The 10,948-nt window shown below is 64.9% G+C and carries 9 protein-coding genes and 2 pseudogenes; 3 read left to right on the top strand and 8 right to left on the bottom strand.

The features are described 5' to 3' along the window. Positions 1 to 154: 154 nt before the first annotated feature. The 7 genes and pseudogenes from BN1127_RS02120 to BN1127_RS02095 form a co-directional block, all read right to left on the bottom strand. A pseudogene (locus BN1127_RS02120) lies at positions 155 to 569 on the bottom strand (alpha/beta fold hydrolase); the annotation flags it as partial. 10 nt (positions 570 to 579) lie between these two features. Then, positions 580 to 725 (bottom strand): annotated as a pseudogene (locus BN1127_RS23095) (IS66 family transposase); the annotation flags it as partial. Positions 726 to 740: 15 nt separating this feature from the next. Beyond that, positions 741 to 3,533 (bottom strand): FAD-binding and (Fe-S)-binding domain-containing protein, encoded by a 2,793-nt coding sequence (locus BN1127_RS02115; RefSeq protein ID WP_042648309.1) that lies wholly within the window; start codon positions 3,531 to 3,533, stop codon positions 741 to 743. Next, the gene (locus BN1127_RS02110) at positions 3,533 to 4,177 is read right to left on the bottom strand and encodes a LutC/YkgG family protein (protein WP_042648308.1); all 645 of its coding nucleotides are present in this window, start codon (positions 4,175 to 4,177) and stop codon (positions 3,533 to 3,535) included. The genes BN1127_RS02115 and BN1127_RS02110 overlap by 1 nt, the downstream gene beginning before the upstream one ends. A gap of 1 nt (position 4,178) precedes the next feature. Beyond that, the gene (locus BN1127_RS02105; RefSeq protein ID WP_042648307.1) at positions 4,179 to 5,615 is read right to left on the bottom strand and encodes a LutB/LldF family L-lactate oxidation iron-sulfur protein; all 1,437 of its coding nucleotides are present in this window, start codon (positions 5,613 to 5,615) and stop codon (positions 4,179 to 4,181) included. Continuing rightward, positions 5,608 to 6,384, bottom strand: coding sequence for a (Fe-S)-binding protein (locus BN1127_RS02100; RefSeq protein WP_082029929.1), 777 nt, complete (start codon positions 6,382 to 6,384; stop codon positions 5,608 to 5,610). Before BN1127_RS02100 ends, BN1127_RS02105 begins: the two co-directional genes overlap by 8 nt. 13 nt (positions 6,385 to 6,397) lie before the next feature. Then, complete coding sequence (locus BN1127_RS02095) at positions 6,398 to 8,095, bottom strand: L-lactate permease (RefSeq protein WP_042648306.1); 1,698 nt, start codon at positions 8,093 to 8,095, stop codon at positions 6,398 to 6,400. A 63-nt stretch (positions 8,096 to 8,158) separates the two neighbouring features. On the opposite strand from BN1127_RS02095, the gene BN1127_RS02090 reads away from it, so the two are divergent. Continuing rightward, the gene (locus BN1127_RS02090; protein ID WP_081805665.1) at positions 8,159 to 9,136 is read left to right on the top strand and encodes a LysR family transcriptional regulator; all 978 of its coding nucleotides are present in this window, start codon (positions 8,159 to 8,161) and stop codon (positions 9,134 to 9,136) included. A 38-nt stretch (positions 9,137 to 9,174) separates the two neighbouring features. On the opposite strand, the gene BN1127_RS02085 is transcribed toward BN1127_RS02090, so the two are convergent. Then, positions 9,175 to 9,984 carry an alpha/beta fold hydrolase gene (locus tag BN1127_RS02085; protein WP_042648305.1) on the bottom strand — a complete coding sequence of 270 codons (810 nt, stop codon included), beginning with the start codon at positions 9,982 to 9,984 and terminating at the stop codon, positions 9,175 to 9,177. 108 nt (positions 9,985 to 10,092) lie between these two features. On the opposite strand from BN1127_RS02085, the gene BN1127_RS02080 reads away from it, so the two are divergent. Beyond that, a complete protein-coding gene (locus tag BN1127_RS02080; protein ID WP_042648304.1) occupies positions 10,093 to 10,464 on the top strand; it encodes an MmcQ/YjbR family DNA-binding protein in 372 nt (123 codons plus the stop codon). Between the two features lie 5 nt (positions 10,465 to 10,469). After that, a partial coding sequence (locus BN1127_RS02075; protein ID WP_042648303.1) for a GNAT family N-acetyltransferase occupies positions 10,470 to 10,948 on the top strand: 479 nt, incomplete at its 3' end.

Raw genomic sequence — 10,948 nt, 5'->3', positions numbered from 1 at the left:
TGATGACTCATGATGAACCCTTTTTCATGGCTCCAGATGACAAACATGATCTCATATCAGGGACTTGTTCGCACCTTCCCAAGACCGCTACGCCGAACAGGCACAGGTGTGGGCCTAACGGCGTGGCTTGAAAGAGGGTCTGCTGAGATAAGGATTAAGCGTGGACACTGGCCTGGTTGGAGATAAACGCCAACGACTGCCGGTTAAAGTGCTCCGGCTGCTCCACGTTGCAGACGTGGCCGCAGTTTTCGATGATTTCGAGCCGGCTGTAGGGGTCGCGGGCGACCTGTTCGTGCACCGGGGCGAGGAACATATGATCCTCCTCCCCCATCACATAGAAGGTCGGGATCGGTAGCGCCCGCTCCTTGAAGTAGCGCATCAGGGGGTTCACCTCGGTGGCGAGGCGGAACCAGCGTTTGAACTCCTTCTGGCACAGCTTTCTGACCTCGCGCACAAAGAGGTTGCGCGACTCCTGATGGTGCAGGCTCGGCATGATGATGAAGGCAAACAGCCAATAGAGCTACATACATATAGGGCAGGAAATGCTGGCCCAGCTGCACCAACACCTGCGGGAACTGTTCACCGGCAAGGGCTTGACGCCCACAATGCGGCAGGAATGGGATAATCCGTTTTCTCTATGCAGGTTCTGACTATGACGCGCAGCAACTCCTTGGGGTAACGCCCCAAGTGTTTGGCGTCTCCACCAACGGCAGGATATTTATCCTGCCGTTTTTATTTTTCTATCTCGCCGCCTGCGCCACCAGATACAGGATGCTGTGATAGGGAATGCCGGCGTGCTGGCTCAGCCCCATTTCGCAGGTGCGGCTGTTGCTGAAACCCTGACGGCAATCCCTGGGCACCTGCGCGGGCAGGCTGGCGAGCGCGGCGGCGTTGAGCTCCGGGGTCATCAATCCCTTGTCGCCGGCAAAGCCGCAGCACTGGATATGCTCAGGCACGATCACCTCACGGGCACAGGCGCGGGCCACCGCCAGCATCTTATCCCCCAGCCCCATACGCCGGCTGCTGCAGGTGATATGGAGCATCACTGTCTCATCGATGGGGGTCAGCTCAAGGTGGGGTAGCAGGTGTTCCAGCACAAAAGCGGAGGGCTCGAACACCCGAAGGCCCTTGCCCAGTGCCCCCGAGAGCAGCCGCTGCACGCAGGGGCTGGTGTCGAGCAGCACGGGCCAGCGGCCGGCTTCGCTTGCCTGCCACAGGGCCTCGGCCAGCTCACTGCGCTTGGCCTGTGCCACCTCGACCATCCCCTTGCTGTCATAGGGCATGCCGCAGCAGAGACCCTCAATGCCTTGCGGCACTATCACCCGGCAACCCGCTTTATTGAGGATAGATAACACCACCTCCGGCAGTGACGGGGCATCCTCCTGCTGGCCGAACACCCGGCTGGCGCAGGACGGCAGATAGACCAAGGCGCGCTCGCTGGATCCGCTATGGCTCCCCTCCCCTGGCGGCCACCGGTAGCGGCTCGGCCCCGGCAGGGTCGGCAGCCAGGCGGGGGTACGCTGGCCGCTGACGTTACGTACCCCGTTTACCAATCCTGCCAGCGCTTTGTCTCCCAACAGCTTGCCGGCAATGCCCCTGAGCCCCAGGGCACCGCGCGCCGTGCGGGTGACGCCGGCGAAGTGATCGGCGCTCCAGCGAGCGATGGGCACGAAGCGCTGGTACTTGTCGCTGCGCAGCTTCTTGATAAGGCTGCCGGTGTTGATGCCAACCGGGCAGCGATCGGCGCAGAGCCCGGTCGCGGCACAGGTGTCGATGCCCTGATAGTCAAACAGCCGGGCAAGATCCCCTGCCGTTTCACCGCTGCGACCACGGCGTGACAACTCCCGATAGAGCACGATGCGCTGGCGCGGCGAGAGCGACAGGGTGCGCGAGGGGCAGACCGCCTCGCAAAAGCCGCACTCGATGCACGGATCCACGATGGCATCGCTCGCCGGCATGGGCTTGAGGTGGGCAAGGTGGGCCTTGGGGTCGTCGTTGATGATGACGCCGGGATTGAGCAGGCCGTCCGGGTCCAGCAGCGCCTTGATGCGGCGCATCAGCGCCATCCCCTCAGGCCCCCATTCGAGCTCCACATAGGGGGCCATGTTGCGACCGGTACCGTGCTCGGCCTTGAGCGACCCGCCAAAGCGCACCGCGACGAGCTCCGCCACCGCATCCATAAAGGCGCCGTAGCGGGCCACCTGCGCCGGATCGTCGAACCCCTGGGTAAAGACGAAGTGCAGGTTCCCCTCCAGCGCGTGGCCGAAGATAATCGCCTCACCGTACTCGAAGCGATCGAACAGTTGCTGCAACCCTGCTACCCCTTCCGCCAGACGCTCGATGGGAAAGGCGACATCCTCGATGATGACGGTGGTGCCGGTGGTGCGCACCGCCCCCACCGCCGGGAAGAGCCCCTTGCGAATGGCCCAGAGGCCAGCGCTATCGGTAGTAAAGGGCACCGAGGCAACCTGGGCGAACTCGGCGGCCATGTCCATCACCTGCTCGCAGCGAGCGACCAGCTCTTCTTCACTTTGTCCATGCACCTCGATCAGCAAGGCGCAGGCGGCCAGGTCCAGCGTCTTGATAAAGTCCGGCAGACCGGGCTTGCCCGCGACCGAGCGAAGGGAGCGCCCATCCATCAGCTCCACCGCCGCCACCGGCGCATTTTTCAGGCGCGAGGTGGCCAGACACGCCTGCTCCGCATCCCGAAACACCAGCAGAGCAGAGGTCTTGTGGGGGTATTCGGGCACGGTGTCGAGCACCACCTCGGCGATAAAGCCGAGGGTCCCCTCCGAGCCAATCATCAGGTGGGTGAGGATATCAATGGGGTCCTCATGGTCAAGCAGGGCATTGATGGCGTAGCCGGTGGTGTTCTTGAGCCGGTACTTGTGGCGGATCTTGGCGGCAAGCTCGGCGTTCGCCAGCACTTCGGCGCGCAGGGCGGCGAGCCCGGCCAGCAGCTCCGGGCGCTTGGCCGCAAAGGCGGCGCGGCTGTGGGGATCGCTGCTGTCCAGCACGGTACCATCGGCCAGCAGCAAGGTCATGGTGTGCAGAGTGTGGTAGCTGTTGTGGGCGGTGCCGCAGCACATGCCGCTCGCGTTGTTGGCGGCGATGCCACCGAGCTTGCAGGCGTTGATGGAGGCCGGATCCGGCCCAATCTTGCGTCCCAGAGGCGCCAGATAGCGGTTGGCATCGGCGCCGATCACTCCGGGTTGCAGGGCAATGCGCGCCCCCTCGTCCAGAATGCGGTGGCCGCGCCAGCTGTCGGTCAGGGTGATGAGCACCGAATCGCTCAGGGCCTGGCCCGAGAGGCTGGTGCCGGCGGCGCGAAAGGTGCACGGCAGGCTCAATTCGCGGCACACCCCCAGCACGAAGCGGACCTCATCGAGGGAGTCGAGGCGCACGATGCGCTCGGGCACCAGCCGGTAGAAGCTGGCGTCCGTGCCGTGGGCGAGGCGCAAGTCAGGGTCGCTCACCAGGCGCTCCGGCGGAATGCGCTCAAGCACGGCGGCGTCAAATTCGTTCCAGCGCATCAGCAATCCTCCACCAGCACAACCAGTAGGCGGCTCGGGCCGTGGGCACCGTAGGCCAGGGTCTGCTGGATGTCTGCGGTCTTGGAGGGGCCGGAAACCAGCAGCAGATTGGTGGGCATGGCCTGCTGCCAGCACCCGGCCTCTACCAGCCCCGCCAGGTTGTCGGCGATGGTGGAGGCCGCCAGCAGGGCGATATGGCAGGGGGGCACCAGCGAGAGAGTGCGCGGCTCGCCGCCATCCGGCAGCAACACCAGGGTGCCGGTGTCGGCGATGGCACCCGCGCAGTGGGTGATGCCCGCCTGACAGGCATCGAACAGCTCATCCTTCCAGCCGGAAAACTCCCCCGCCGGGGTCAACACAGAGCGCCCGGCACAGGCGGCCGCAACTGCCGCCTGCCAGCGGCCGCCCTGGCCACAGGCCAGGTGCGTCACGCCCTCTTCATCCAGCCAGGCGGTCAGCTCCCGGGCAAGGTTTGCCTCCTTGACGGTGAGGATCTCGGCATGGCTGGCGCTGATCCCGGCAAGAAAATGCTCGCGCCGCGCACTGTCATCAGCCCCGCGCCAGGGCTGCCAGCCATGGGGAGCGTGGGCCATGGGGGTGGCGGCGCCGCGCAGGCGGCTTAATATGGCCTCTTTGCTCGACATCTCAGGACTCCTTCTTCTTCTGGCGCAGCAGGGCGTGCAGGCTCTGGGGGGCGGGTTTGGGGGCCTCTCGGCACTGGGTCCAGGGGCCCAGATGTTTAGGCATCAAGCCCCGCAGGCGACCGGCCACACCGGTGGCGGCGTGATAGAGGCGCGGGTGGGTGGCGGCGAAGGCAAAGCTCTGCATGGCGAGGGTTTCGAGCCGGCTCTTGGCCGCCCCCTGCCCCGCCAGCGGTTCGTGGCCGGGCTGTGCGTCGTGCTTGGCCTCCCGCCGCAGGCGCTGCAACAGGTCGGGAATGGGGATGCGCACCGGGCACACCTCGCCGCAGGCGCCGCACAGGCTAGATGCGGTCACCAGATCGCTCGTGCTCTCCAGCCCCAGCAGATGGGGGGAGATGATTTTGCCGATGGGACCCGGGTAGATGGTGCCGTAGGCGTGACCGCCGATGCGGGTGTAGACCGGGCAGTGATTCATGCAGGCGCCGCAGCGGATGCACTGCAGGGTCTTGCGCAACTCCTCGTCCCGGTAAGCCTGGCTGCGGCCGTTGTCGAGCAGCACCAGGTGCACCTCGTCCGGGCCGTCCAGCTCCCCTGCCCGGCGCGGGCCGCTGATGATGTTGAAGTAGGTGGTGATGGCCTGGCCGGTGGCCGAGCGGGTCAGGGCGCTGTAAAGCGGCGGCACGTCGGAGAAGAACTCCACCACCTTCTCGATGCCGGTGATGGCCACGTGCACTTTCGGCACCGTGGTGCACATGCGCCCGTTGCCCTCGTTCTCCACCAGACAGAGGCTGCCGGTTTCGGCCACCGCGAAGTTGACGCCGGAAAGCCCCATGCCGGCGCGGCGAAACTCTTCGCGCAGGGCCCGCCGCCCGGTCTGGATCAGCTCGTCCACGTCGGTGGTGGGGGTGAAATCCGCCAGGTTGCTTGCGAAGGTGTCGCTCACCTCCTGCTTGTTCTTGTGGATGGCGGGCATGATGATGTGGGACGGGGTATCGCCGTCGAGCTGGACGATGAACTCCCCCATGTCACTTTCAAGGCAGCGGATGCCGTGGCGCGCCATCTCGTGGTTGAAGCCCACCTCCTCGCTCACCATGGACTTGCCCTTGACGATGCTGCTCACCCCATGTTGTTGGGCGATGCCGAGGATGATGGCGTTGGCCTCCGCCGGCGTCTGGGCCCAGTGCACCCGGATGCCGTTGCGCTCACAGTTGGCTTCGAGCTGCTCCAGCAGCGCCGGCAGGCGTGAGAGACAGCGCTGGCGGATCTGCTCCGCCGCATCGCGCACCGCCGCCTCCTCGAGCGGGTCGGCGAAAGCATCCCGGCGCTTGCCGCGCAGGTAATCCATGGCGCCGCGAAAATTCTGGCGCAGCACGGGGTCGGCCAGAGCCGCCTCGGCCTGGGGATGGAAGCGGCGCGGCGAATACTTGGCGTGCTCACTCATGATGGGCCTCCTGTTTTTCTGACAACGGCTTGCTGTGGGCGAGCAGGAAGCTGGCCAGGTGCATGGCGAGCAGTGTCTTGCCCTGATAGGCCAGGGAGCCCTTGATGTTCAAGAGACACCCCCAGTCGGCGCTCACCAGGGTGTCGGCGCCGGTGGCCAGCAGGTGGCGGGTCTTGTCCTCCACCATGGCCTGGCTGATGTGGGGATGGCGCACCGAGAAGGTGCCGCCAAAGCCGCAGCACTCGCTCTCGTAGGCTTGTTCATGCAGGGTGACCCCATCGAGCTGACCCAGCAGGGCGCGGGCCCGGCTGTGTACCTGCATCTCGCGCCGGGCCGAGCAGGAGGTGTGCATGACGATGCTCGCCCTCCCCACCCCGTACCAGCGCACCCGGCAGACCTGGGCCAGAAACTCGGTGAGCTCGAACACCCGCTCGCAAAACGCCGCCACCTCGCGGCTCTCTGGAAACAGGCGCGCATAGTGGTGGTGCATCATGCCGCCACAGGAGCCCGACAGCACCACCACCGGCCAGGGCTCGGGGAAGAGCGCCATCTGGCTTTGCGCCACCTTGCGCGCCTCCTCTTCATGGCCCGAGGTGTAGGCCGGCTGCCCGCAGCAGGTCTGTTTCTCGACAAAGTGCACCCTTATCCCTTCCCGCTCGATCAGGGCGATGGCATCGAGCCCCGCCACCGGGTCGAACAGGTCCACCAGACAGGTGGCGTAGAGATAGACATCGGCCGGCTTGGCCGGATAGACCCGCATTACCTTCATCACTTGCTCTCCTTTACTTGAGCTGCAGCAAGACGTCCGAGATGTGGAAGCTGTACATGAGCACCAACCCGATGAGGCCGGTGGCCAGCAGATAGTAGAGGGTCGGCAGCGCGGTCTTGCGCAGCGTCTCCCCCTCGCGCCCCAGCAGCCCCACGGTGGCCGACGCCGCCACCACGTTGTGGATGGCAATCATGTTGCCGGCCGCCGCGCCCACGGCCTGCAGCGCCAGCATGGCGGCAGTGGATACCCCGAGGGTCTGCGCCACTTCAAACTGGAACTGGCTGAACATCATGTTCGACACCGTGTTGGAGCCGGCGATAAAGGCTCCCAGTGCGCCTATGGTGGCGCTGAGCGCCGGGAAGAACTCCCCCACCAGCCCGGCGGCAAAATTCGCCGTGGTCACCGGCATGCTGGCAAGATCCGCCCCGTTCACGCCGGAGTTGATGAAGATGCGCACCATGGGCACGGTGAAGATGAGCACGAAGCCGGCACCAAGCAGGGTGCGGCTGGACTCCCCCATCGCCCGACCAAAGGGGGCGAGGGAGCGCGATTGCAGCAAGGTGGCGAGCAGGGCGCAGAGCACCAGCAGACCCCCCGGCAGGTAGAGCGGCTCAATCGACGCGCTGACCCCCTTCTCCCCCAGCAGATCGGTGAAGGCGAGGCTCACGGACAGGAGGCTTGCCTTGAACGCCGGGCTCACCCGGCTCGCCACCAGCAACAACGCCAGCGCCACATAGGGGAGCCAGGCCAGCAGCAGCGACATGGGGCGGGCGGCGGCCTCTTTCAGATCCAGCTTGATGGAGCCCAGCCACTCTGCAGGCCACTCTTTCTCGGGGGCAAAATCCCACTGTGTCTTGGGCACCAGGAAACCGCGACGCGCCGCCGTCACTACCAGGGCGAGCCCCACCAGACCGCCGATGAGGGACGGGAACTCGGGACCGAGCAACATGCCGGTCAGGGCGTAAGGCACGGTGAAGGCGAGCCCGGCGAAGAGGGCGAACGGCAGGATGGCGAGCCCTTCGGTCCAACTGCGGTGGCGGCCGAAGAAGCGGGTCAGCATCATCACCATCAGCACCGGCATCAGGGTGCCGACGGTGGCGTGAATGAGGGCCACGTTGGTGGTCACCTGCTGCAGGTAGATGTCCCAGCTGCTGCCACCAGCGCTTAAGGTGTGGCCGATGGCCTGGTTATCCAGCCCCTTGTTGATACCAACGAGGATGGGGGTGCCCACCGCGCCGAACGAGACCGGGGTGGACTGGATCATCATGCCGAGCAGCACGGCGGCGAGCGCCGGAAAACCGATGGCCACCAGCAAGGGGGCGGCGATGGCCGCCGGGGTGCCAAAGCCAGAAGCCCCTTCGATGAAGGCACCGAAGCACCAGGCGATGATGATGGCCTGGATGCGCCGGTCCGGCGAGATGTTGGTAAAACCGCCGCGAATGGCGCTGATGGCGCCGGTGTGTTTGAGGGTGTTGAGCATCAAGATGGCGCCGAACACGATCCAGAGCACGGTCACCGTGATCACCAACCCCTGCAGGGTGGAGGCAAAGACCCGGGTCGGGCTCATCTGCCAGCCCCAGAGGGCGATGAACACGGTCAACAGGAAGGCGATGGGCATGGCGCGCTTGGCGGGCCAGTTGAGGCCGACCAGCAGCACGGCGGCCACCAGGATCGGCGAGAAGGCCACCAGGGCCAGCAGGGTGTCTGTCATCATTGCGTCCTTGTCCAGAAGAGGCACCGTGGGGGCACCTTGTTGTTGTTTTGTTAATCGGACGTGACCTTACCCTGTTCCTTTTTCGCGATATATGGAAATAATGAACAACATTCGTTCCAAAAGTTGATCAATATGGCCAGTACCGACGACCTCATCCTCTTCGCTCAGGTGGTGGAGGCAGGCTCCTTCAGCAAGGTGGCTGAGCAAAATTCCATTACAAATTCAGTGGTTAGCAAACGGATCGGACGCCTTGAGGAAGAACTCGGGGTGCAGTTGCTCTATCGCACCACCCGCCGGCTCACCCTGAGCGAGGCAGGCAAGGAGCTCTATCAAGGTGCGAAAAATGTGAAGGCCGCCGCACTGGACGCCTTCGACGCGGTGGCGGGGTTTGGCGAAAAGGTGAGCGGCCATGTGCGCATGTCGGTGCCCACCATCTCGGGAGAGCTGCTGCTGGCCGATGCGGTGGCCGATTTTTGCCAGCAGCACCCGGGGCTCACGGTGGAGATGTCGCTGGACAACCGCTTCGTCAATCTGGTGGAAGAGGGGTTCGATCTGGTCATTCGCACCGGTTATCTGGATGACTCCAGCCTCATCGCCCGCCATATCCTCGACTCCCAGTGGGTGATCTGCGCGGCCCCCGCCTATGTGCGCCGCTTCGGGGCGCCGCGCGAGCCCGCAGACCTGCAGGCTCACAACTGCCTGCGCTACGCCTACCAGAGCACGGGGGCGTCGGAGTGGGCCTTCAAGGGGGAGGACGGCAACTATCTGGTGTCGGTGTCGGGGAGCTTTTCAACCGACAACGCCGGTGCCCTGCGCAAGGCGGCGCTGGGGGGACGCGGCATCGTCTATGTGCCGCGATGCCTGGTCTATCACGATTTGATGAGCGGGAATCTGGTGGATTTGTTTCCGGAGCGGGTGGGCAAGAAGCTTGGCATCTACGCCGTCTACCCCTTCACCCGCCAGCCGCCGCGCAAGATCCGGCTGCTGATCGAGCATATCCGCCAGCGCTATCTGGATATCGCCCACTACTTCGTCTGAGAGGACTGCGCTCACCCAGGAGGGGGCTTGGCGCGGGATCAGGCTTCTAGCGGCGTGGCGGGCAAGACGCTCGTCTGGGTAGAGAGAAATGCCAGGGATTGACGATTGAAGTGGTCGGGCTGTTCCACGTTGCAGACGTGGCCGCAGTTTTCGATGATCTCGAGCCGGCTGTAGGGGTCCCGGGCCACCTGCTCGCGCACCGGGGCGAGGAACATGTGATCCTCCTCCCCCATCACATAGAGGGTCGGGATCGGCAGGGCCCGCTCCTTGAAGTAGCGCATCAGCGGGTTGACCTCGGTGGCGAGGCGGAACCAGCGTTTGAACTCCTTCTGGCACAGTTTGCGGGCCTCGCGCACGAAGAGGTTGCGGGACTCCTGATGGTGCTGGCGCGGCATGATGATGAAGGCGAACAGTCGATAGAGCCACATGTAGGGCAGGATGTGCTGGCCGACCCGGCCAAGCTGCACCAGCACCCGGGAGCGGATGTCGAGGCGCAGGATGGCGCCGCCGAGCACCATGCTCTTGACCCGCTCGGGGCAGAGCTCTGCCAGGTGGCGGATGAGGATGGTGCCAAGGGAGATGCCGACAAAATGCGCGCGGGGGATGCGCAGGTGATCGAGCAGTCGCAAGATGTCCTCGGTCACGGCACGAAAACTGTAGTGTCCCTTGACCACCTGTTGCAGCTGGTTGGATTGGCCGTGGCCGCGCAGGTCGAGCAGCAGCACGTTGAAGTGCTCCCGGTAGGCGCGCAGCTGCTTGAACCAGATGGAGGAGCTGCCGCCTGCGCCGTGCACGAACACCACCCAATCCCGATCGGGGCCCAGCTCAAAGGTCTTGTGGTACAACATCTTATGGGCTCCCGGGGGGTTGAGGGATATACTCGGCGGGCATATTAACAGACGGGGCGCCCCGCTGAATATGCTGCCACTTATCATCGGACCAGCATGGAGTCCTGTATGAGCCTTGTATCGTTACGTGAATTCCTGCTCAGCCTGCCGGGGGCCACCGAGGATACCCCCTTCGGCCCGGAGTTTCTGGTCTACCGCATCGCCGGCAAGATGTTCGCCCTGGTGAACTGGCAGGCCGAGCCCCTCACCATCAACCTCAAATGCGAGCCCGAACTCGCGCTTTTGCTGCGGGAGATCCATCCCGAGGTCAAACCGGGCTGGCACATGAACAAGCAGCACTGGAACACGGTGACCCTGGTCGAGGATCTGGACACCGATCTCTGGCAGGGCTGGATTGAACACTCCTATGAGCGGGTGGTGGCCGGCCTGCCCAGGGCCAGGCGACCGCAGGCGCCAACCCTGTCAGGCAAGGCAGGATAACATCGATGCCGCAGACACAAAAAACCGCGCCCGCCCGGATCAGGCCCCTGAGGGAGCAGCACATCCCCGACCTGCTGACCCTGTTCGAGCAGTCAGTGCGCCGCATGGGCCCGGAGCACTACAGCCCGCAGCAGGTGGAGCAATGGGCGCTGGGCGCCCGTCACCCCGGCTTGGTCAGCCAGTTGCGCGAGCACCACGGCTGGGTCATCGAGCAGCAGGGCATCCCCCTAGGCTTTGTCACCCTGAGCGATGACGGCCACCTCAGCCTGCTCTATGTGAGCCCGGATCATCCGCGTCAGGGGCTCGGCGGCCTGCTGCTGGCACAGGCGCTGCAGGCGGCCAGCCAGTTGGGCCTGCACAGCCTGACCACGGAGGCCAGCGCCTTCAGCCTCGCGCTGTTTCTGCGCCACGGGTTCGAGCAGGCCGGATTGGAAACCGTCGAGCGCGGCGGGGTCAGTTTTGTCCGCCATCGCCTCTACTGCAG

This window comes from Aeromonas media, assembly GCF_000819985.1.
GTDB classification, from domain to species: Bacteria; Pseudomonadota; Gammaproteobacteria; order Enterobacterales; family Aeromonadaceae; genus Aeromonas; species Aeromonas media.
This window is presented reverse-complemented; position numbering and strand designations above follow the sequence as displayed.

Excerpts from the sequence above, each read along its gene's own strand:
- BN1127_RS02115 (WP_042648309.1), bottom strand. The coding sequence starts at position 3,533 with ATGCGCTGGAACGAATTTGACGCCGCCGTGCTTGAGCGCATTCCGCCG.
- BN1127_RS02110 (WP_042648308.1), bottom strand. The coding sequence starts at position 4,177 with ATGTCGAGCAAAGAGGCCATATTAAGCCGCCTGCGCGGCGCCGCCACC.
- BN1127_RS02105 (WP_042648307.1), bottom strand. The coding sequence starts at position 5,615 with ATGAGTGAGCACGCCAAGTATTCGCCGCGCCGCTTCCATCCCCAGGCC.
- BN1127_RS02100 (WP_082029929.1), bottom strand. The coding sequence starts at position 6,384 with ATGAAGGTAATGCGGGTCTATCCGGCCAAGCCGGCCGATGTCTATCTC.
- BN1127_RS02095 (WP_042648306.1), bottom strand. The coding sequence starts at position 8,095 with ATGACAGACACCCTGCTGGCCCTGGTGGCCTTCTCGCCGATCCTGGTG.
- BN1127_RS02085 (WP_042648305.1), bottom strand. The coding sequence starts at position 9,984 with ATGTTGTACCACAAGACCTTTGAGCTGGGCCCCGATCGGGATTGGGTG.
- BN1127_RS02080 (WP_042648304.1), top strand. The coding sequence starts at position 10,093 with ATGAGCCTTGTATCGTTACGTGAATTCCTGCTCAGCCTGCCGGGGGCC.